The organism is Hyphomonas beringensis (assembly GCF_000682755.1).
GTDB lineage: Bacteria > Pseudomonadota > Alphaproteobacteria > Caulobacterales > Hyphomonadaceae > Hyphomonas > Hyphomonas beringensis.
Genome location: NZ_AWFF01000065.1, coordinates 72,440 through 93,877 on the forward strand (window position 1 = coordinate 72,440; position 21,438 = coordinate 93,877).

Genomic DNA, 21,438 nt, shown 5'->3' on the forward strand with positions numbered 1-21,438 from the left:
GCAAAGGCCACAGGGCTTTGCACCTGCCTGACGCGGGGTGATCCAAAAGTTTAAGGGCAAATCCCTAGTGAAATCCTTCCGAAAATCTGGTCTACTCTGACCAATAATGACCGCAGGCCGCCAAAGAGCCGCGCATGGGAGGAAAATATGGCATCATCGAGCAAGGCGACAGCCGCAGAGCATTTTGACGTACTGATTGTCGGTGCGGGCATATCCGGTATCGGCGCGGCCTGGCATATGAAGCATCAATGCCCGGATAAATCCTATCTGGTTCTGGAAGTGCAGGGAGATTTCGGCGGTACCTGGCGCACGCACACCTATCCCGGTATCCGATCCGACAGTGACCTCTACACCTTCGGCTATCGCTTCAAGCCATGGACCGGCACGCCCATCGCCACGGCGCAGGAAATCCTGACCTATATGGGCGAGGTGATCGAGGACAATGATCTGGCCCCGAACATCCGCTATCGTCACCGTATCGTGGCGGCTGACTGGTCCTCTGAAGACAAATTGTGGACGCTGACGGCAAAACGCGAAGACACAGGCGAGACCCTGTATTTCACCGCGAACTTCCTGTGGATGTGCCAGGGCTATTACAATCACGAGAAGGGCTACACGCCCGAATGGGAGGGGATGGACGACTATAAAGGTCAGATCATCCACCCGCAGACCTGGCCTGAAGATGTGGATCTCAAAGGCAAGAAGGTGATCTGCATCGGCTCCGGCGCGACGGCGGCGACGGTCGTGCCCGCGATTGCCGGGGAGTGCGAACATGTCACGCTGCTACAGCGTTCGCCGACCTATTTCATCCCGGGCCGCAATGAAAACGAACTGGCCGACGCCCTGCGCGAAGTGGGTATTGAGGAAGAGTGGATTCACGAGATCGTGCGCCGCCGCGTGCTGTTTGATCAGGCGCAATTTACCCATCTGGCGCAGACTGTGCCGGACGCCGTGAAGGAGCAATTGCTGAACGGTGTGCGCGAATTCCTGGGGCCTGATTACCCGATGGACCCGCACTTCACACCGCGCTATCGCCCCTGGCAGCAGCGCATTGCTTTCGTGCCGGATGGAGACCTGTTCCAGGGCATCGCCAGCGGCAAGGCGAGCGTCGTGACGGATCATATCGACCGCTTTACAGAGAAGGGCATCCTGCTCAAATCCGGCGAAGAGCTGGAGGCCGATATCATCATCACGGCGACAGGCTTCGACCTGTCCGTGCTCGGAGACATTCCGTTCTCCAAGGATGGCGCGCCGATCGATTTCAGCCAGACCATTACCTATCGCGGCATGATGTTTACCGGTGTGCCAAACATGGCCTGGGTGTTCGGCTATTTCCGCGCCAGCTGGACGCTGCGGGTGGACCTCATGGGAGATTTCATCTCCCGCCTGCTGAAACATATGGACGACAACGGCGCGGCCGAGGTGCATGTGGAACTGCGCGAGGAAGACAAGGATATGGAGATCAAGCCCTGGATCGATCCGGACAATTTCAATCCGGGCTATCTGATGCGCTCCATGCATTTGATGCCGAAACGGGGCACCGCCTATATCTGGCAGCATACACAGGATTATTGGCGAGAGCGGGATGAGCTGCCGGCGATTGATCTGGAAGGCGCGGAATTCGTTTATGAACGCAAACAGGCGAAAGTGCCGGAAGACGCCTGAGGCGTCACGTCAGCTGGTGGACTCCGATCATATCTGAGTCCGCCAACGCCAATTCGCAGTGACGATTGTTATGCTTCGGCTTTGCTCAAGGCATGAAGCTCAAGGACAACCGATCGCGTGGGACAGGATATTGCGGTGCACTTCGCTGGTGCCGGAATAGATGGTCGCGGCGCGTGTCGCAAAGTATTTCGCTTTCGCGAACTCGCTATCCGGTGCGGCAACCAGCCCGAACTCTGTAATTTCCTGATGCAGCTCAGTTGCGAGCAGCTTCAGCGCAGACGCGGCCGGGGCCTCTTCCAGTTCCATCAAGCCATGAGATGCGCGCGCCTCCATGGCCTCGAACATGTCGACCTTCATGGTCATCGCGCCGAGTTTCGCTTCCATGGCCGGATAGCGTCCTTCCAGATCATCCAGTCCGCGCCGCACAGCCCGCAGGGCCCGGCGCAGCAGGCCGGTTGTCGTATTGTTGCCGCGGGCAATCGCCATCAGCTGTTTCGCGGCTTTCCAGCCTTCGCCGATCTCGCCGATGCGATGGGCAATTGGCGTGCGCACATCATCGAAGAAGACTTCATTTGTCTCGCTCTCGCCGCTGATGAACTCAATCGGCCGTACACGGATGCCGGGGCGATGCATTTCTACCAGTAGGAAGACCAGGCCATCCCGGCCCTTGCTGCCGGGCTCACACCGCGCCAGCAGGAACATGTGCGTCGCATAATGTGCGAAGCTGGTCCAAACCTTGCTGCCATTCAGAATAAAATCATCGCCGTCCCGCGTTGCGCGGAAGGCCAGAGAGGAGAGGTCGGAGCCCGCTTGAGGCTCAGAGAAGCCCTGACACCATTCATGATCCCCCCGGAGGATAGCGGGAAGGTAATGCGCTTTCTGCTGCTCGGTGCCGGCGGCGATGATCAGGGGGCCGATGGTGCGCACGCCTGAATTCATCAGGATCGGCGCATCGCGCTCGGCGCATGCATTTTCGAAATAGAGGCGTTGCTGCGGGCTCCATCCGGCGCCGCCATATTCGACGGGCCAGGACGGCGCATACCAGCCGCGTTCTGCCAGGCGCTTGCGCCAGGCGTCACATGCCCAATGTGCAGATTTCAGGCCTGTCGTCGCGCGGCCTGCCATGCGCAATTCCTCGGTCAGTTCTTCATCGAGAAACGCATCGACATCCGCGCGGAAGGCTTCGTCTGCCTTGCCATGTGAATGATCCCAGAGCAGGGGCTCTGCGAGCGGAAAACTGCCGTCCATGTCACTCTCCCTTGTCCGGAGTGTCCATGGCAGTAAGCCGCGCGCCGCCTGGCTGCGCAATCAGGGGAAATACGGGGTGACGGCCCGCTACATGCGAATGCCCAGATCGGTGACATTGTCCCGCGGGCCCTTCGGCACGATCCGGTATGGATTGATGTGTTTGTGGGAATAGTAATAGTGCTGCTTGATGTGCTCGAAATTCACCGTCGGGTTCACTTCCGGCATTTCGTACAGACGCTGCATATAGTCATTCAGCGCGGGATAGGCGCGGATCTGCTTCATGTTGCATTTGAAATGCACATAATAGACGGGGTCAAAGCGGATCAGCGTCGTGAACAGGCGAATGTCCGCCTCGGTCAGCATGTTGCCCACCAGATATTTTCGGCTATTTGTCGACAGGCGGTGTTCCAGCCAGTCCAGTGTATCGAACAGGGGCGTGATGTTCTCATCATAGGCGTCCTGCGTTTCGGCAAAGCCGCATTTGTAGACGCCATTGTTCACCGTCTCGTAGATGCGATCATTTACCTGATCGATTTCATCGTGCAGGCTTTCCGGATAATAGTCTTCCGTGTTCCCCGTAATCCCGTTGAAGGCGGTGTTGAAAATGCGGATAATCTCCGCGCTTTCATTGTTCACGATGGCTTCTTCCTGTTTGTCCCACAGAACGGGCACGGTCACTTTGCCGGTATAGTGCGGCTGCGCCAGCGTGTAGATCTCGTGCAGATATTTCTTGCCATAGAGCGGGTCGCCCGTCGCGGCGGGGAAGTCGTCAGACAGTTCCCAGCCATTATCCAGCATGTGCGGGTGCACTACGCTGACGGGGATCAGATCCTGCAGCTCTTTCAGCTTGCGGAAAATGAGCGTGCGATGAGCCCACGGGCAGGCATATGAGACATAGAGATGATAGCGCCCCGGCTCTGCCTTGACGGCATTCTGTCCATCCGGTCCGGCGGAGCCATCCGGAGTGATCCAGTTGCGAAAAGAGGAATCCTGGCGTTTGAATTTTCCATCTTCTTCGGCGAACTCATCCTTTTGTTTCCATTCGCCATTCACCAGCAAGCCAGCCATATCCCAGTCCTTTGTTTTTTATCATTTCCTTTGTAACTCAATACGCGTGAGAGGGGTCACCGGTTTCGTAGGCATAACAGTTATACAGATGGCGGGATGTCTCAATATTAGATCGCGGGAACGCTTGCTCCTGTTACCGGCTTTGCTTATCCATACATGCAGCGAACCCTCAAGGAGACTCCCTCATGCCCCATCGCAAGACATCTGTTGCCGCCGCGGCCCTGCTTGGCCTTTCCCTTTTGGCAGCGTGTGGCTCGGGAGATGCGCCAGAGTCGGCCGCCGCCCCGGAGGCAGGCGCTGAAGAGGTCATCCTGGCCAATGGCATGACCCCGAAAGAGCAGATTGATGCCCGTCAGGCCCATCTGAAGAATTACGGCAAGGCCTTCAAGACGATCAGCGACCAGCTGAAATCCTCCGATCCGGACATGGCAGCCATTCAGACAGCCGCCGCGAATCTGGTCTCGGAATCCGAAGGTATGGACACCTGGTTCCCCGAAGGCTCCGGCCCGGACAGCGGCGTAAAGACGGATGCCCTGCCGGCCATCTGGGAAAACCCGGGAGACTTCAGTCAGCAGGTCGCCAACTTCCAGACCGAAGCCGCACAGCTGAGCGAAGCGACGAAGACCGATGATGTCGATGCGATCAAGGTTGCGTTCGGGGAAACCGGCAAAACCTGCAAGAGCTGTCACGAAACGTACCGCGCGGACGACTGATCCGGCATGACGCAAGACACGACGCGCGTCATTGTGTGGGACGGCGCAATGCGCCTGTTCCACTGGGCAATCGTGCTGCTCGTGGCCTCCATGTGGTGGACGGCAGAGCAGCACATCATGGACTGGCACAAAAGGCTGGGGCTCATCTTGGTGGGCCTTTTGGTGTTCCGCCTTGTCTGGGGGCTGATCGGAACGAAGACCGCCCGGTTTGCCACTATGCTGGCGGGGCCGGGCGCGCTGGTTGGCTATGTGAAGGATCTGCTGGCCGGCAGGCATCATCCGTATTTCGGGCACAACCCGGTTGGCTCGCTCAGCGTGTTTGCCATGCTGGCGTCGCTGGCGGTTCAGCTCGGCACAGGCCTGTTCTCGGTGGATACGGATGGTCTGGAATCCGGGCCACTGGCCAGCCTTGTCTCGTTTGATGTCGGCCGTCAGGCGGCTAAAATCCACGAGATCAGCTTCAATGTGCTGTTCACCCTGATCTGCCTGCATGTCATCGCGATTGCCGTCTATCTTGTGTTCTTCAAGGACAATCTGGTCCGCCCGATGGTAACAGGCCGCCGAGACGCAGCTGAGTTCGAAGAGGCTGACGTCCAGGACAACCGCCTGCCATGGGTGCGGTTCCTGATCGCTGCGGCCATCGCCGTGGCGGCGGTCTATGCCATTCTGACGATCGGCTGACGGGCCACAGGACACGTCAATTTGCGTGCAGTGCCTGCCCTTGAAGGGGTAGGCCTGCACAATTACGTGTCACGGCCCGCCCGCGCAGTATTTTCCACACAAGACGGCGGAACACGTCAGCGCCTGCATGCTTTACTGCAGGCACCGTTTACAGCCTCCACACCAGACCCTTCAGAGACAGCCATGTTCAGGTCAATTTCTTCAATTGGGTCTCTGCTCATTGCGGCGGCTATTCTTTATGCGGGCAATGGCCTGCAAAGCACGCTGCTGGCTGTGCGCGCCGATCTGGAAGGCTTTCCGACGGCGGTAATCGGCGGGCTGACGTCTGCCTATTATGCGGGCTTTATCCTTGGCTGCCGCTTCGTGCCGGGTATGATCAAGAATGTCGGCCACATCCGGGCCTTTGTGGCGCTCGCCTCGATTGCCTCGTCCAGCGCGCTGGCGCACGTCCTGTTCGTTGAGCCAATTCCGTGGGCGCTGCTCCGCTTTGTGACGGGCTTCAGCTTTGCGGGCCTCACCATGGTTCTGGAAAGCTGGATCAATGAGCGCGCAACGAATGCCAATCGCGGCAAGATCCTGTCCGTCTACAGAATGGTGGACCTTGGTTCCGTCACCATTGGTAACCTTCTTCTGGCGGTTTCGGCACCGTCCGGCTTCAAGCTGTTCATTCTGGTCTCGATCCTGATATCCATCGCACTGGTGCCGGTGGCCTTGACCAGAACCAGTTCTCCCGCGCCGCTGGAAACCGCAAAGCTGGACATTCGCGAACTCTACCGGGTTTCCCCTGTTGGGGCCGTCGGCGCGTTCTTGACTGGCCTTGCCAATGCCGCCTTCTGGGGCATGGCGCCGGTCTTTGTGCAAAAGGTCGGCTATGGCTCGGCCATGGTGGCGGTCTTCATGAGTACGGCGATTATCGGCGCGGGCCTGTTCCAGTTCCCGATGGGCACCCTGTCTGACAAGATTGACCGGCGCTATGTTATCATCGGTGGCTCTGTGGCTGGCGCGGTGGCGGCGATCCTGCTGGCCAGCTTTGCCGGCGTGTCGCAAAGCGCGCTGCTCATTTTCGGCTTCTTCTTTGGCGGGCTGATCATCCCCACCTTTGGCATCTGCGCGGCCCATGCGAATGACCATGCCGCTGTCGGCAAGGCGGTCGCGACCAGCGGCGGGCTGTTGCTGCTGCATGGGCTCGGCTCGGTCTTCGGCGGGCTCGCAGGCGCCGTCGCCATGAGTGTCCTCCATCCAGCGGCGCTGTTCTGGTATGTCGCGGCGATCTATCTGGTGCTTGCCGTCTTCAGCATCCTCCGCGTCGGTCTGAACCCGTCCACCATCACACGCAAGATGCCCTACATCCCCGTGCCGAAGAGCCCGTTCACGCGCGTCTACAGGAAGCTCGCGAAGCCCAAGGTTTAACCCATCCCGGGGCGCCAGGCGTCTCTGATGTGTTCGGGCCAGCGGGCAGGGGTGATGGCGATCAGATCATAGCGCCAGCCATGTTCGGAATAGTGCGGTCGGCGGGCCATCCAATAGTCGGCGGCGCGGGCGATGCGGCCCCAGGCATGGGGCGTCACCGCGTTCAGCGCGGCGAGCCGGCCCGTGCGGGCCTTCACCTCCACAAAGACAACTATGCCGGATTTCTCCGCAATCAGATCAATCTCGCCGACCGGCGTGCGCACGCGCTGCGCCAGGATACGATAGCCCTTGAGGCGGAGAGACCAGGCGGCGAGTGTCTCGCCCTTGCGGCCGCGCAGTTCGGCGGCCTTGCGTTTTGGGGAGGGGGCGCGTCCCTCAGGCATGGGCCCCTCAGTCACCGGCTTTCAGTTGCAGCGCCCGTTGATAAACGTCCCGCTTGGGAAGGCCGAGCGCGGCGGCGACCGCATTGGCGGCGGCCTTGGTCGGCTGGCCGTCCAGCGCGTCGCGCAAGGCGGCGTCCAGCTGTTCCGGGGTGATTTCTTCTTCCCCCGGCGGGCCGACCAGCAGCACGATCTCTCCGCGCGGCGGGCCTGCCTCGGCATAGTGCGCGGCCAGCTCTGCCAGTGTGCCCCGGCGGGTCTCCTCGAACATCTTGGTCAGTTCCCGCGTCACGGCGCCCTCACGCGGGCCCAGCGTTTCGGCCAGGTCTGCCAGCGCATCGGCCAGACGCGGACCGCTCTCATAGAAGATCAGCGTGCCCGGTACTGCCTTCAGCGCCTCGGCGGCAGATTTCCGCGCACCGGATTTTGGCGGCAGAAAGCCAGCAAACAGGAATTTGTCGCTCGGCAGGCCGCTGGCGACGAGACCCGCCAGCATGGCGGACGCCCCCGGAATGGGGAAGACGCGCACCCCGGCCTCCAGCGCATCATGCGCCAGCTTCCAGCCCGGATCAGACACCAGCGGCGTGCCCGCATCGGAGATCAGCGCAATCTTTGCACCCTCCTGCAGCGCCTTGATAAGGCCCGGCCGCCGTTCTGCCCCATTGTGGTCATGATAGGGGCTGAGGCGCACCTTAAGCCCATAGGCTGACATCAGCTTTCCGGCGACGCGTGTGTCTTCCGCCAGCACTTCATCTGCAGCGGCCAGCACGTCCAGCGCACGAAGCGTGATATCTCGAAGGTTGCCGATTGGCGTCGAAACGACATAAAGCCCGGGCGCAAGCGTTACGCGCGGTTGCCCCTGCGGATGAGCAGGAATAGAGTCGCCCGTGGCGGGAATCGCCCCGGAGTCAGAAGGATCAGGAGATGACATTGCTTCAACCATTGCTCAGGAAGTTCCCCGCGCCAAGCCTTCTACTCGCATCCCTGCTGCTGGCAACGGCCTGCGCCAGTGCTCCGGCGCGCCAACCTGTGCCCATCGGCACCGGCCAGCCGCGCGAAGAACCCGTCACCGGCGTACCGCGCGATCTGGGCGATAATCGCGGCGATGTCGATGTCGGCGAGATGGAAGAGCCGGAAGATACCGCCAAGGTTCGCGGCGATGGCGGCCTGACCCCGCCTTTCATGGACGGTCGCGACATCAAGCGCGCCGCCGTGATGCTGCCTTTCTCCCACCCGAACGCCAATGTGCGGGCAGAGGCGGAAAGCATGCTGGCCGGCATTGAGCTGGCGCTGTTTGAATATGCCGACAAGGATTTCCTGATCATCCCGATGGATACCGCCGGGAAAACCTCTGTTGCAGAGGCCCGCACCGATGAGGCCATCAAGGACAAGGCAGACGTCATTCTCGGGCCGCTGTTCGGCGCCAATGTGAAAACGGTTCGCCAGATTGCCCGCGACAAGGAAATCCCGGTCATCGCGTTCTCCAATGACCGCAGCGCAGCGGGCGGCGGGGCCTATCTCGCCTCTGTCTCGCCTGACGAAGAAGTGCGCCGCGTGATGGAATATGTTGCGGCGCGCGGCGTCGACACATTCGTTTTCCTCGGCCCCAGAAGCGATTATGGCCGCCAGGTTGAGGCTGCGATGCGCTATGAAGCGGGCCGTCTTGGCGCTGTTGTGGCGGCATCTGCCTTTTATGACCCGTCCAGCGGGGCAGGCGCCGAAGCGCGCCAGATCGCCAGCGTGCTGAAATCCGAACTGGCCAGCCGCCCTGGCCGCGTCGCCGTGATGATCCCGGAGCGCGGCGTGAAGCTGCTGTCTGTTGCGCCGCTGCTGCCTTATAATGGCGTGGACATGCGCAAGGTGAAGCTGCTCGGCACGTCTTACTGGGACGATTCCAGCATCTGGCGAGAGCCAACGCTGGCCGGCGGCCTGTTTGCGTCGCCAGACCCGGCCAATCAGGCGACATTCCGCGACACCTATCGACGGATCTATGGCCGCGCACCGACCGATCTGGCCGGTCAGGCCTATGATGCGGCGGCTCTCGCCGTGCGCCTCGCCGGGGAAGACAATCTCAGCTATGGCGGCGTGACTGATCCGGACGGCTTCTATGGTGTGAACGGCCTGTTCCGTTTCCGCATTGACGGCACATCCGAGCGGGGCCTGGCGGTAAAGCAGATCGAATCCGGCGGCCCGACTGTGGTTGAGGGCGGCGTAGAATCCTTCAGCTCCGGCGACAGTTGAGGCAGGCCCGGGTATAAAGGCAACAATTACAGCCTGCCGTTGAGGCAATCTGCAGGCCTCCCTTGCGTTGCGGGACTTATCCCCCCACATGACCGGCTGAGGTTTTAGCAGCACTGGAAGACGGCAGCCATTCCATGAGCAAGCGTGACTATTATGACGTGCTGGGTGTTGCGCGTGATGCGGACGAGAAACAGCTCAAGTCCGCCTACCGCAAACTGGCCATGAAATACCATCCGGACCAAAACGCCGGAAATCCCGAAGCCGAGGAAAAGTTCAAGGAAGTGGGCGAGGCGTACGCCGTGCTCAGTGACGGCCAGAAACGCGCCGCCTATGATCGCCTTGGCCATGCCGCCTTTGAAAATGGCGGCGGGGGCGGCGGCGGAAATCCGTTCGGCGCGGGCGTTAATCCCGAAGACATTTTCTCGGACCTGTTCAGCCAGGTGTTCGGCGCAGGCGGCTTTGGCGGCGGGCGTCGCCGTGGTGGCCCTCAGCGCGGCTCAGACCTGCGCTATGATCTGGAGATCACGCTGGCGGAAGCCTGGGCTGGCAAGGAAGAGACCATTCTCGTGCCCCAGGCTGTGCCCTGCACGGGCTGTGACGGCTCCGGCGCGGCCCCCGGCACCAGCCCCGAAATCTGCGATACATGCGACGGCCATGGCCGTGTGCGCGCGCAGCAGGGCTTTTTCACCATGGAACGCACCTGTGTGCGCTGTGGCGGCAAGGGCAAGATCATCAAGAAACCCTGCAAGGAATGCGGCGGCGCCGGTCAGGTGCGCGAAGAACGCAAGTTGCAGGTGAAGATTCCGGCAGGCGTCGAGAGCGGCATGCGCATCCGTCTGTCCGGCGAGGGCGAACCCGGCGAGCAGGGTGGCCCGCGCGGCGACCTCTACATCTTCGTCGATGTCGTCGAGCATGACATTTTCGAGCGCGACGGCCCGAACCTCTACTGCCGCGCACCCGTGCCCATGGCGACGGCTGCATTGGGCGGCGAGATCGAGATCCCGACCATTGATGGCGGCCGCGCGCGCGTCGTCGTGCCGGAAGGGGCCCAGACGGGCCGCAAGCTGCGCCTGCGCGGCAAGGGCATGCCGTCGGTTCGCCAGTCAGGCCATACAGGTGACCTGTTCGTGGAGATGTTCGTGGAAACTCCGCGTAACATGTCCGCCCGCCAGAAAGAGCTGATGCGCGAATTCTGTGAGTGCACAGGCGCCGATTGCCACCCGGAAAGCGAAGGCTTCCTTGGCCGTATCAAACGCTTCTGGAGCGGCGACCACGAAGAAAAGCGCCCGAACTAGGCGTCTGCCTTACCCATTTGCCCTGCATTAACGGTCTGGCGGTTGTCCGCCGGGCTGACTTCCGCAATACCTCATCGCAAGGCGATGAGAGCAGGGCAGCGGCATGAAGTCAGGACATGTTTTTCGAGGGCTGAATGGCGCCCTGAAGGGTTTTTCCCGGATTGAGAGATGGATATGGATTGGCGTGCTGGCTGTGCTGGTCATCAGCACACTCATACGCGCTGCGGCGGCGCTTAGCCCGTCACTTGGGGCGTGGGCACAGGAGGCAGGCCATACCAGCGCGCTCGTCTTCAACACGGTGGGGCTCGCCCAGGCCGTGACCCTCAGTATCGTCGTTGCCATGCCGCTGCTTCGCTACATGCTGACGCGCAACCCTGCGGGTGAGTTGGTGAAGGGCCTTCAGACAAACCGCCAGAGCTATCTTCTGGAAGACCTCCGTAGGCTGACCGAACATGGCGAGCTGCGCTTTCCGGCCGATGAGTTGCAAATTGTGTCCGACAATGACGCCCTGAAAGAATTCAGCCGCATGAATGCGGAATGCTTCGAGGAAAGTGCTAATTATTCAGGCGATTATGTGGACAAGTTGCTGCGCAATACCAGCATTCAGGACCGCTATCCCAAAAGCTTTGCCTATGTGCTGGATGAAGCCGGCCAGCGTATGGGCATCTCCATGGTCATTCCCCTGAATCCAACGGGCACCTTGCTGTACAAGAGAGGGGCCTTGTCTGATCATGATGTCATGGACATCGCCGTTGCCTCTGTCGGTGAGCCGTGCGGATGCATCCTGCTGTTTGCCATTGGTATGCTGACGGATTATCGCCCGGAGGGGGGCAAGTCGGGCGGAACGCAGGCAATCCGCACCCTTATCCGCAGCCATGTTCACCACATCTGGCGCGTCGCCTCGGACTTTGATCTTGAGACCGTGCCCTTCATCATGCAGGTGGAACGCCCCAGCATCGTCCGCATGGGCAAGATGTTCGGCTTCAGAAAACTGGACCAATCCGGCGCCGACGGAGACCCACTCTTCGAGATCACCTGGCCCGAACTCCGCGAAAAACTGAAAGCGGTAAGTGAGGCGGTTTAGAGACTGTTTCCCTATGGGTGAGAGTATCTGCGTCTCCCATGGGAACTCTTTTGCGACAGGGGTCGTTGATCCCGGCATTCCCGCGCAAGAGATACGCCAATGGCTTTCAGTGCAGATCCGGAAACGCTGTGCCGCGAGGGCATCACCGCTGAGGCGATTGGCCTTGTGCGGGCTGACCCGTCAATGCCGGGCTGGACGCGCCGCAAATGCGGCAAGGGCTTTACCTATCAGGACGAGAATGGACACACGCTGAAAGGCAAGCGCGCAGAGCGGTGCCGCGCCCTGGTGCTGCCGCCGGCCTGGAGCGACATATGGATATGCCCCGACCCGCGCGGCCATATTCAGGCAACTGGCCGCGACGATGCGGGCCGCCTGCAATACCGCTATCACTCGACCTGGTCTGCCACGCGCAGCTCTGCCAAGTTTGACGACCTGCTGGCATTCGGCCATGCCCTACCGGAACTGCGACGGCGCGTGCGGCATGATCTGACCTATTCCGATTGCCCGCGTGAGAGACGCCTCGCCGCGATTGTCCGCCTGCTGGACAGGGGCGCGCTGCGCATCGGCCAGTGCGGCCGCAAGACCTATGGCGCGGTCAGCCAGCGCAAATCTCATGTGACCCTTGAAGGCAACAAGGTGATCTGCGCCTACAAGGCAAAGGGCGGCGTGCCGCGCCGTGTGAGCGTGCGTGACAAATTGCTGGCAAAGACCATCCGATCCCTGATGGAAGAGAAGGGCGCATTCCTGTTCCGCTCCCGCCGTGTGCGGCCCTCTGCGCAGGATGTGAACGCCTATATTCAGGAGACTCTGGGCCTGTCTTTCACCGCGAAGGATTTCCGCACCTGGAAGGGCAGTGTCGCCGCCGCAGATGCGCTCTGCCAGGCTGAAAGCATCACCGTGAAAGCCGTTACGGAGGCTGCCGCCAAGGCGCTGGGCAACACGCCTGCCATTGCCAAATCCTCCTATATCCATCCCGTTCTGCTGGACATGGCACGCGATAAACAGCGTCCGAGTGACCTGAGGGAAGACATGTGTGAGCTGACCGGGGAGGACCTTCTCATCGCAGTGCTGGAGGCTGCGCCCCAGCTGCGCTAAGCGCCGCATGTTGTTCACTAAAACTTGTTTGAAAACCTCATCGTCAGAGATGTTCTCGCCCTGTATGCGTCTGCGCTCGAGGGAGAGATTTGTATGACCAAGCAAACAGGCGCGCTACGCCACCAGATCGATGCTGGCGCGAGCCTTGAGCCACCCTTGCTGTTGTTTTCCGTCTCGCGCCGTCTGGTGGCCGAGGCGCTCGGCACGGCGCTGCTGCTGGCGGTTGTGATCGGCAGTGGCATCATGGGACAGCGCCTGGCTGGCGGTAACGAGGCCATGGCGCTGATGGCCAATACCGTGGCGACCGGGGCGGGGCTCTATGTGCTGATCACCATGCTTGGCCCGGTCTCTGGCGCGCACTTCAATCCGGTGGTTACGCTGGCCTTCTTCTTGCGGCGGGAGATTACCTTGCCGCTGGCCCTGGCCTATCTCGCCATGCAGGTGGCAGGCGGCATTCTGGGCGTCTGGGCAGCGCATTTGATGTTTGACGAGGCCGTCCTTCAGGTCTCCACGCATGGGCGGGACGGCGCCGCGCAGGTGTTTTCCGAAGGCATCGCCACATTCGGTCTGGTTGCAGCCATCCTTGCGGGTGTGCGCCTCAGGCCAGAGGCTGTTCCGATGATGGTGGGGCTGTATATCAGCGCCGCTTATTGGTTTACGGCGTCCACCTCCTTCGCCAATCCGGCGGTCACAATCGCCCGCGGGTTGAGCGATACATTTGCCGGGATCGCGCCGCAGAGTATATTGCCCTTCATAGCCGCCCAGTTGATAGGCGCGGTATCAGCCACCGTGTTTTGCGGATGGCTGTTCAGGGAGAGGCCGGTATGAGACCCACAATTTATCACAATCCAGAGTGCGGTACGTCGCGCAATGTTCTCGGGATTCTACGCGAAAGCGGGGAAGACCCTGAAATCGTTCTATATCTTGAGCGTGGGTGGCAACGCGAACAGCTTGCCCGCCTATTGGATGATCTGACGCTGAAGCCAAGTGATGTGCTGCGTGTCGCCAAAAGCCCGGCAGAGGAACTCGGCCTGACCGATCCGGATATTACGGAGGGAGAGCTGTTCGAGGCGATGCTGCAGCATCCCATCCTTGTGAACCGGCCGATTGTGGTCACGAAAAAAGGGACGGCGCTGTGCCGTCCCTCTGAGAAGGTATTCGCCTTGCTGGACAATCCGCCTGCCAGTTTCACAAAGGAAGACGGCGACACGGTTACATCCGGCTAAAAGGCTGTTGCGCGTTTAGGCCAGTTCAGGCTCAGCGGCTGGCGCTGCCTGCTTTTCCAGCCACACGCGGGCATCGGCCTCATCGGCCAGGTCATAGACCTTCAATTCCGTATCGGGCAGGGCCACGGCCTGCATCTTGGCCGACTGGCGCACCCAAGGCTGGTCCGTCAGAACGGCCACCTTGTTGAAGCGCTTCTGGAGGGCGAAGAATTCAGCGGTCCGGGACCAACTGCTTGCAACATTATGGAGCGTGCCGAGATCCATATGCTGCAACCGCACCAGCAAACTTCCAGGGTCTTCCTCGCTCGTCTGCTCCATGATCTGGTCAACGGCTTCGGGAATGTTGTCTGGGTTCAGTTCACCTTGCGCGTCGATGGAAAAAAGGTCGGTGTTTTCAGCTTGGATCGTATAAGGCATGGGTCTCCTGTCAGGGTTGCTCAATCAAAAAAGCAACGCGCGACCGGGGCCCCGCGTTCCTTCTGAATTACATATAGGGGCTGTTGCCCCAAATTTCAAAAAAAAGCCCGGCCTTGTTGCAGGCCGGGCAGTCATGAATGGATCTGCATTGAAGTTTGTGGGAGGAAACCTTCAGATCCGTTCAATTAAATCCGTTCAATGATGATTGCCGGGGCCATGCCGCCAGCCGCACACATCGTGACCAGGCCATAGCGGCCGCCAGAGCGTTCCAGCTCGTCCAGCACAGTGCCGATCAGGATGGAGCCGGTGGCGCCGATCGGGTGGCCCAGCGCCATGGCGCCGCCATTGATGTTGACCTTTTCGCGGTCAAGATCCAGGTCGCGGATGAACTTCTCGGCAACGACCGAGAACGCCTCGTTGATTTCCCAGACATCGATGTCGTCCTTGGAAAGGCCAGCCTTTTCAAGGACTTTCTTCGCTGCCGGAACCGGCGCGTTCAGCATCAGTGTCGGGCAGTCGCCCATGTTTGCTGTTGCGACGATCCGTGCACGGGGTTTCAGGCCGTTCTTGTCGGCATAGTCTTTGGAGGTGACCAGGATGGCGGCTGCGCCGTCCACAACACCGGAGGAGTTCCCGGCATGGTGCACATGGGTCATCTTGCCTTCCAGCTCCGGATATTTCTTGGTGACCATCTTGCCATAGGTGTTGCCATTGTCGTCGACCGGAACATCCATGAACATGTTGAACACGGTTTTCAGGCCGGCTAGGCTTTCCATCGTGGTGCTTGGGCGCGGGAACTCGTCCTTGTCCAGCGCCAGCGTGCCATCGCGGTTGTAGACCGGCACGATGGACTTGTCGAAACGGCCTTCATCCATGGCGCGTTTTGCGCGCTGCTGGGAGGTGACAGCCAGTTGGTCAACGGCTTCGCGGTCAATGCCTTCCAGCGTGGCGATGGCATCGGCGCAAACGCCCTGCTGGGATTGCGGGTGCAGTTCACGCAGGTGAAGGTTGCCGGCGTCCATCATTGGCGGGTTTTTCGGGTCAGCCGTGGCTGCCGTGTAGCTCATCATCTCGCAGCCGCCTGCGATGACGCAGTCTTCCATGCCGGACATGATCTGCGCCGCGGCGAGGGAGACCGTCGTGATGCCGGAGCCGCAGAACCGGTCCAGCGTCACGCCGGAAGCCTTGATATCAAAGCCGGCATCGAGCGCGGCCATGCGGCCCATGTCGGCGCCTTGTGCGCCGCGCTGACTGGACGTTCCCCAGATCACATCATCCACGGTGGCCGTGTCCAGGTTGTTGCGATCGCGGATCGCGCTCAGCACGGTTGCGCCCAGATGCTGGGGGTGAAGGTGCGCAAGGGATCCCTTGCCGACCTTGCCAATGCCGCGCGGGGTGCGGACTGCGTCGATGATATAGGCCTCGGCCATGAACTTCTCTCCCTGATCGTTATCTTCTATAGTTTTCGCTGGTTTACGCGAACGTAAGCGTAAGGGCTAGTCGTGACGTCGGGGTAGGTTTTCCTGTCTTTACTACAGGCGCAGCATGACAGGAGCCGCCAAATTTGGCGGCGAGGGCGATTTGTGCCATATTATGAGAAATATAAGCGCATATCAGAAAGGCGCAATCGTGGGAGGAGTCGCCCCCTCAGGGGCCGGGCAAGCCCGCCGCTTATGGCGCGGGCTGGTCCTGGCCATATCCGTGACCATTGCCCTTCCGGCACTGGCAACGGAACGCCTCGTCATCCCTTTTGACCTGGATGAATATGATCGCCCGATTGTGGACCTGACGCTGGAAAACGGCGTTACAACCTCTGGCGTGCTGGATACTGCCGCGACCATGACGCTGATTGAGGGCAAGACGGCCCATGCCGTTGGTCTCGTTCCCGTGGAGATCAGCCCCGGACAACCTCAGCTGATCACCGTGCTCGGCCTGGGCGGCCCGGAAGACTTTCCCCTGTTGAAACTGAAAAGCCTGTCGGCCGGGAATGTCCATCTGGGTGCCCTCAATGCCGCGCTCGACACCAGCCCGGCCGTGGAGGGCGTGTACAACGTTTTCCCTGCGAGCATATTGGAAGCGGACGTCCTGGACTTCGATTTCGGGAAAGAGACGTTGACCCTGTATGATGGCCGTCCCAACGGTCGGCTCAGCGCGCGCGTCTGCAAGACAGACCTGCACGAGGTTTCGGGCCTTTTCTATGTCGATGTCGAGATCAACAATGTAAAAGGCCGGGCTCTGATCGATACCGGCTCATCCATCACCTATATCAATAGCCGCTTTGCCGAGCTTTCAGGTGTGGCCACCAACAGGGAAAAGACCAAGCAATTGCTCGGCCTGACAGGGGAGGAGTATGATGTGCGCATCGCGCGGGTCTCCAAACTCTCGCTGGGTCAGATGGATTTGACGCGGCTGGACCTGTTGGTGTCAGACCCGGCACTGTTCACGCATCTGGAAATCCAGGATCAGCCCGTCATGGTGCTTGGCATGGATTTCCTCTCGCATTTCCGCATGCAGCTGGACCGACGCGATGACAGCTTCATCCTGCGTCGTGCGCGGGTGGATTGCCTTATCTGCACGACCACACGGGTGTCGCGTATCGATTGAAGACATGCCAGATGAAGTAACACCGCCCCAGCGCCTAGCTGGAGCGGTGTCCTTTTCTACAGGTGCGACGGCTTAGTTGGACGTCCGGTTGGAATAGGAATCTGCTTCCTCCGTTGTGTACGGAAGATCTTCGATCTTGTAGCATTCGCGTTTGCGTTCCTTGGCAACCGTGGCGGCGCAGCGGTTCACCATATTCCGGCGTGCAGTCATCAGGCGCTTGCATTCAGAATATCCGAAAGAGGCTGTGCACCCCTTGGCGACGGCGCCGCCCAGTTCCATCACGCTCTGGAAGGAATCCGCCCCATAGTCGCTATTTGGCACTTTGTATTTCCCCTGAATGTACCATTTGTAGTGATCCAGGATCGCAGTTGGTGCATCTTCTGCCGTCCAGGGATTGGAGAACTCCGGCTCGCGGATCGGGTTATCCTTCACGGCTTTGGCCTTGTTCTTCAGGTTCGGCGTCTTGCTTTTAATTTCCGCGATCAGGTCGCCATTCTTGTCGAACAGTTTGAGCACGGTGGCCTTCATCTGGACCGTGCGGAAATAGTCATTGTTCATCTTGATCCAGCCTGCGGAGACAGGTGAGGTTGGCACCATCCACATTTCGGCGCTGATCTTGCCATTCACTTTGTTCAACAGTGCTTCGGCCTGATCCGGGGCCATGTCCAGGAACTTGATGTCATCCGTGTTCACGATGCGAACGGCATAGTCCAGGCCCTCTGAGCCTGCCTTGCCGGCATCATAGTGGAAATACATGGATCCGCTATAAATCCCGTTCAGCGGGAAGCGCTCATTGGTGAAGTCATAGTCGCCGAGGCGCACAGAGAATTTGGCATAATAGGCGGGTTGATCCAGCACATCCTTCGCCATCTTCTGGAAGGCGGGGAAGGCTTCCTTTGCAAAGCGGCGGCGTTCGAACTCGTTGTCGAACCGCATGTTCAGCGGCTTCGCCATCATGCTGGTCACCGGGGCCGGTTCACCAGACACCTGATGATACAATAGGGCGGCATTCACTGGGTTCAGCCTGGCTTCGGCAGGGGCATCTTTCGTCTCGGCCAGCGCGGGCGAGGCGGCCATGGCCAGAAAAAGACTGGCGGTGCCGAGACGGGCGAGGTGTTTGGTCAGATTCATGGGTAAGTCCTGTCACTCTTAGGGCACTTCAGATAAAAACCAGAAGAACAGGAGGCACACCTATGACCTGGCAGGCCTTGGTCTGTCGGTTTGAATTTAACGAGTGCTTGCGCCCGAGGCGTAGACATCCCTTTCCCCCTATCGTGCCATGCTGATCTGTTCTTGCATGGAGCCAGACCCTCACAGCCCGGCCAAAGTCCGGAAATCACGCATGATTCCCGGGCTTTACCTATGATAAGAAAAATGAACGCCAGATGAAGCCCTGACGTCGCGCCCGCTTAGCCGAACGCGCCATAGGCGTGGGCGATGGCCAGGCTGATGCCATGCAGGGTGCGGTCAATATCGTCCAGCGGCGTGATGATATCCTTGTGGATGCGATCATAGCCATAGCTGGCGACGCGCGCCTCGCTGCCCGGTTCGGTCAGCGCTTTCAGCGGCGTATCCTGGTCGCGAGAGCGCGGGAAGATCTCGCACAGCAATTCCACCGCCTCGCGAATGCGCAGTTCGGCCACCATCTCAACCAGGTCTCGCGTGCTGGCATCATGGCGTTCTGACAGGCGGGGCAGACCGCCGACAATCGTGAACGCCCTCATGATCAAGGCCTGACGCACCGCATGCAGAACATGAATGTCCAGTCGGCCTTCATGACGTTCCTCAATTGAGGGCGCATCATTCAGCTGTGCAATCAGGCGGTCGAACTTGCCCAGATCCACCGTCAGGTAGTTGGCAATCTGGTTCATGGAGTGCGCGGTTTCAGTATTGCGCAGCGTGTAATAGACGCCGCGATAGGCGCTCGCCTTGTCGTTTTCTGCCAGCTTGGCATGCGCGATCCAGACGCTGGGGTCATAGACGCCAGCATAGGCGCGCAGGGCCGGCAGACTGGTCAGCACACGCGCATTCAGCGCCAGCAGGATCAGCCCCCGCATCCGCGGGCTGGCATCAATCAGTTCCACCAGGCGCTCCATCTCGCGCTGCAGGGATGAGCCGATGCCCGCAGCCGTGTTCACCGGAATGCCCAGTTGTTGCAGCGTCGCATTGTGGGAAATCGCGCGCAGGCTGCGCGGGCCAACCGGGCCGGCTGCGCGGCGTTTAGGGCGAGAGCCCGCCTTCACGGTCAGCGCACTGGAGAACGCCCCCAGCAGGCGGCCATAATCGGCATTGTCGAACAAATTCTCATGCCAGCCGCGCAGGGATCGGTAGAAATCCCAGACAAGATCCGTGCGCGTATAGAACGGGTCCTGGCTCGTATCGCCGGGATCTGACAGCGTATGGCGGCACCAGGCCGACATGGTCGCTTCGGCCAGCGTCGGATTGGCGAAGTGCAGGAAACCGTCACCGCCCTGAAAGCTCACCTCATGGCGCAGCTGCAAACCGCGGGCGCGGGCCCCGGCGCGCGTCCATGGCGTCAGCAAATGGTCAAAGCGCTGTTCGAACGTGCCCGGCCAGGCGCCCCGCCCCATGCTCTCGCCATGCGTGTTGAAGATCAGCAAATCCACATCGGCGCCCTTGGCGGCCAGCGCCCGCGCGATCAGATTGTGGATGCGTTCGATCGCCATATCGGCGGCGACCTGTCCGATAAACCGTCCGGCATCGGAGAAACCGAGCTGGATGGAGAGGTAGCCGCGCTGCTTCACATAGTCCAGGAATTCAGGTTCTTCCAGAAGGCGCTCAATAAAGCGGCCGCCGGTCTCCAGCGCTTCCGGCGTTTCGAACAGCGGGGAAATGTCCAGCTTGTCGTCGACGCCATATTGCCGGGCCAGGTAAAGCGCGCCCATCACGGTGGCCGGGTTTTCACTTTCGGCAATCAGGAAGCGGATGACAGAGCCTGCATCAATATGTTTCAGGATCTGCGCGCACATCATGAACTGGCGGCGGGCCGTGGATTGTTCCAGGAACAGATCGGCAAAGTTCACCGGCACGGGTTTTGACTTGCGCGCCTTCTGCGCCAGTTCGGCCAGGGCAAGGCGGCCCAGCTCCCGGTCTTCTGTCTGCAACCCCAAATCGCGATTGATCACGGTACGGACCTGCGCAGCGTTGACGCGCAGATGGATGCGCGCCGTGCCCAGCTGCAGCGCCTGAACCTGCGCCCGCAGGGCCATCAGGTTGGCGGCCAGCTGGTCGTCGGCTTTCGGAAGCACACCGTCCAGAACAGAGATAATCTCATCCGCATCCAGCAGGGTGCGGCTGGAATGCGCTGTCAGGGCATTCGCCGCCGGTACCAGATTGTCCGGATCGGTCAGGTCCGCCGCGAACAGGTCCGCATGTTTCGCGGTCTCGTCAGCGGCCGCTTTCAGGCGCTGGGTCAGCTTGGCCAGCGGGCCGATCTTCTGGCTGCCGCTCATCGCTTCCAGCTGCTCGGCATAGCGGCCGAGCTGGCTCGCCTTTTCCGCCAGGCGGAAGGTCAGCGATTGCGACCAGTGAATGTCCGTCCGGCCGTCAAGGTCATAGCCTACCCAACTGGCCAGCGTCGGCAGATAGATGTTCAGGCTGCGCCACTCATCCGGGAACGCCTTGCGCGCGACAGTGATGACGGCTTCGGCATAGGCCAGCTGCGCGGTTGCGGCATGGGCGATGGCGGCCTGCACTTCGTCATGCTCGCCCTTCAGGCTGATCGCCTGGTTCCAGGCACGTGAATCGGTGCGGATCTGGCGCATCAGCGCGGTGCGGCTCGTCTTGGTGGGGCTGACCACATGATCGGCCAGCGCATTGCGCAGGGGGCGCGACAGGGCAAAGGTCGGGTGACCGGTGAACACGATGCCGCCGGTCGGCTGCTCCACAGCGCTGCGGAATGCGTCCAGCCCTTTTGCGGCCAGCGCGTCCAGATCGGCGATCAGGTCTTCCCGTGCGGATTTGGCCTTGCCGCCGGAATGCTGAGCACGGAACCGGTCGGCGCGCTCCTCGATCAGGTCCAGGTGCACCTCATCGGCCAGTTTGGAGAGATCAGACAGTTTGGCATCACCTGCCTCAATCTGGCGGAACAGGGTCTGGGCCAGCGCAAAGACCGAATTGGTCATCGGGTCGACATCGATCCGGGCGGCTTGTTCGCGCAGATAATCCTGCGCAGTTTCGAGCGAAAGCTTGGAAGATAACGTTGTCATAGCGCCAGAAAGACGGAAATTGCCCCAAAGTCAAAGGGGCTGACCCAAACAGGGCCGGAATTTGCCGAATATCCGTCTCAGC

19 protein-coding genes are annotated in these 21,438 nt (G+C 60.5%); 11 read left to right on the forward strand and 8 right to left on the reverse strand.

Annotated elements, in window-relative coordinates:
* Positions 1-147 precede the first annotated feature (147 nt).
* A complete protein-coding gene (locus HY29_RS14705; RefSeq protein WP_034798245.1) occupies positions 148-1,665 on the forward strand; it encodes a flavin-containing monooxygenase in 1,518 nt (505 codons plus the stop codon).
* Positions 1,666-1,764: 99 nt separating this feature from the next.
* On the opposite strand, the gene HY29_RS14710 is transcribed toward HY29_RS14705, so the two are convergent.
* Together HY29_RS14710 and HY29_RS14715 are read right to left on the reverse strand one after the other, a co-directional pair.
* Positions 1,765-2,913 (reverse strand): acyl-CoA dehydrogenase family protein, encoded by a 1,149-nt coding sequence (locus HY29_RS14710; protein WP_081811429.1) that lies wholly within the window; start codon positions 2,911-2,913, stop codon positions 1,765-1,767.
* A gap of 87 nt (positions 2,914-3,000) precedes the next feature.
* Complete coding sequence (locus HY29_RS14715; RefSeq protein WP_034798246.1) at positions 3,001-3,981, reverse strand: glutathione S-transferase family protein; 981 nt, start codon at positions 3,979-3,981, stop codon at positions 3,001-3,003.
* A gap of 185 nt (positions 3,982-4,166) precedes the next feature.
* On the opposite strand from HY29_RS14715, the gene HY29_RS14720 reads away from it, so the two are divergent.
* The 3 genes from HY29_RS14720 (at position 4,167) to HY29_RS14730 (ending at position 6,785) form a co-directional block, all read left to right on the forward strand.
* Positions 4,167-4,694 carry a c-type cytochrome gene (locus HY29_RS14720; RefSeq protein WP_051601574.1) on the forward strand — a complete coding sequence of 176 codons (528 nt, stop codon included), beginning with the start codon at positions 4,167-4,169 and terminating at the stop codon, positions 4,692-4,694.
* Between the two features lie 6 nt (positions 4,695-4,700).
* Positions 4,701-5,375: a cytochrome b/b6 domain-containing protein gene (locus HY29_RS14725; RefSeq protein ID WP_034798252.1), complete on the forward strand. Its 675-nt coding sequence runs from the start codon at positions 4,701-4,703 to the stop codon at positions 5,373-5,375.
* A gap of 183 nt (positions 5,376-5,558) precedes the next feature.
* Entirely contained in the window at positions 5,559-6,785 is a 1,227-nt protein-coding gene (locus HY29_RS14730; protein ID WP_034798253.1) for an MFS transporter, read from the forward strand.
* Here HY29_RS14730 and HY29_RS14735 read toward each other — a convergent pair.
* Together HY29_RS14735 and rsmI are read right to left on the reverse strand one after the other, a co-directional pair.
* Complete coding sequence (locus HY29_RS14735; RefSeq protein WP_034798254.1) at positions 6,782-7,168, reverse strand: YraN family protein; 387 nt, start codon at positions 7,166-7,168, stop codon at positions 6,782-6,784. The two genes, HY29_RS14730 and HY29_RS14735, sit on opposite strands and share 4 nt — an antisense overlap.
* Positions 7,169-7,175: 7 nt before the next feature.
* Positions 7,176-8,096, reverse strand: a complete 921-nt coding sequence (gene rsmI / locus HY29_RS14740) for a 16S rRNA (cytidine(1402)-2'-O)-methyltransferase (RefSeq protein ID WP_081811430.1) — start codon at positions 8,094-8,096, stop codon at positions 7,176-7,178.
* Between rsmI and HY29_RS14745 the strand changes: the two genes are divergently transcribed.
* The 6 genes from HY29_RS14745 (at position 8,096) to arsC (ending at position 14,106) form a co-directional block, all read left to right on the forward strand.
* Entirely contained in the window at positions 8,096-9,406 is a 1,311-nt protein-coding gene (locus tag HY29_RS14745; protein ID WP_162176737.1) for a penicillin-binding protein activator, read from the forward strand. The genes rsmI and HY29_RS14745 overlap by 1 nt on opposite strands.
* 134 nt (positions 9,407-9,540) lie before the next feature.
* The gene (gene dnaJ, locus HY29_RS14750; protein ID WP_034798259.1) at positions 9,541-10,701 is read left to right on the forward strand and encodes a molecular chaperone DnaJ; all 1,161 of its coding nucleotides are present in this window, start codon (positions 9,541-9,543) and stop codon (positions 10,699-10,701) included.
* A 103-nt stretch (positions 10,702-10,804) separates the two neighbouring features.
* Positions 10,805-11,785 (forward strand): hypothetical protein, encoded by a 981-nt coding sequence (locus tag HY29_RS14755; RefSeq protein ID WP_034798261.1) that lies wholly within the window; start codon positions 10,805-10,807, stop codon positions 11,783-11,785.
* Between the two features lie 99 nt (positions 11,786-11,884).
* Positions 11,885-12,880 carry a DNA topoisomerase IB gene (locus HY29_RS14760; RefSeq protein WP_051601577.1) on the forward strand — a complete coding sequence of 332 codons (996 nt, stop codon included), beginning with the start codon at positions 11,885-11,887 and terminating at the stop codon, positions 12,878-12,880.
* 93 nt (positions 12,881-12,973) lie between these two features.
* Positions 12,974-13,708 carry an aquaporin gene (locus HY29_RS14765; RefSeq protein ID WP_081811436.1) on the forward strand — a complete coding sequence of 245 codons (735 nt, stop codon included), beginning with the start codon at positions 12,974-12,976 and terminating at the stop codon, positions 13,706-13,708.
* Positions 13,705-14,106, forward strand: coding sequence for an arsenate reductase (glutaredoxin) (gene arsC / locus HY29_RS14770; RefSeq protein WP_034798263.1), 402 nt, complete (start codon positions 13,705-13,707; stop codon positions 14,104-14,106). Before HY29_RS14765 ends, arsC begins: the two co-directional genes overlap by 4 nt.
* A 15-nt stretch (positions 14,107-14,121) precedes the next feature.
* On the opposite strand, the gene HY29_RS14775 is transcribed toward arsC, so the two are convergent.
* Together HY29_RS14775 and HY29_RS14780 are read right to left on the reverse strand one after the other, a co-directional pair.
* Complete coding sequence (locus tag HY29_RS14775) at positions 14,122-14,523, reverse strand: SpoIIAA family protein (protein WP_034798265.1); 402 nt, start codon at positions 14,521-14,523, stop codon at positions 14,122-14,124.
* 185 nt (positions 14,524-14,708) lie between these two features.
* Positions 14,709-15,953 carry an acetyl-CoA C-acetyltransferase gene (locus HY29_RS14780; RefSeq protein WP_034798267.1) on the reverse strand — a complete coding sequence of 415 codons (1,245 nt, stop codon included), beginning with the start codon at positions 15,951-15,953 and terminating at the stop codon, positions 14,709-14,711.
* 271 nt (positions 15,954-16,224) lie between these two features.
* Here HY29_RS14780 and HY29_RS14785 point away from each other — a divergent pair, with 271 nt between their 5' ends.
* The gene (locus tag HY29_RS14785; RefSeq protein ID WP_162176738.1) at positions 16,225-17,127 is read left to right on the forward strand and encodes an aspartyl protease family protein; all 903 of its coding nucleotides are present in this window, start codon (positions 16,225-16,227) and stop codon (positions 17,125-17,127) included.
* A 72-nt stretch (positions 17,128-17,199) separates the two neighbouring features.
* Here the strand turns inward: HY29_RS14785 and HY29_RS14790 are convergent, their stop codons facing one another.
* Both HY29_RS14790 and HY29_RS14795 read right to left on the reverse strand, forming a co-directional pair.
* Complete coding sequence (locus HY29_RS14790; RefSeq protein WP_034798271.1) at positions 17,200-18,258, reverse strand: DUF4852 domain-containing protein; 1,059 nt, start codon at positions 18,256-18,258, stop codon at positions 17,200-17,202.
* Positions 18,259-18,536: 278 nt separating this feature from the next.
* Positions 18,537-21,356 carry a phosphoenolpyruvate carboxylase gene (locus HY29_RS14795; RefSeq protein WP_034798273.1) on the reverse strand — a complete coding sequence of 940 codons (2,820 nt, stop codon included), beginning with the start codon at positions 21,354-21,356 and terminating at the stop codon, positions 18,537-18,539.
* Positions 21,357-21,438 lie beyond the last annotated feature (82 nt).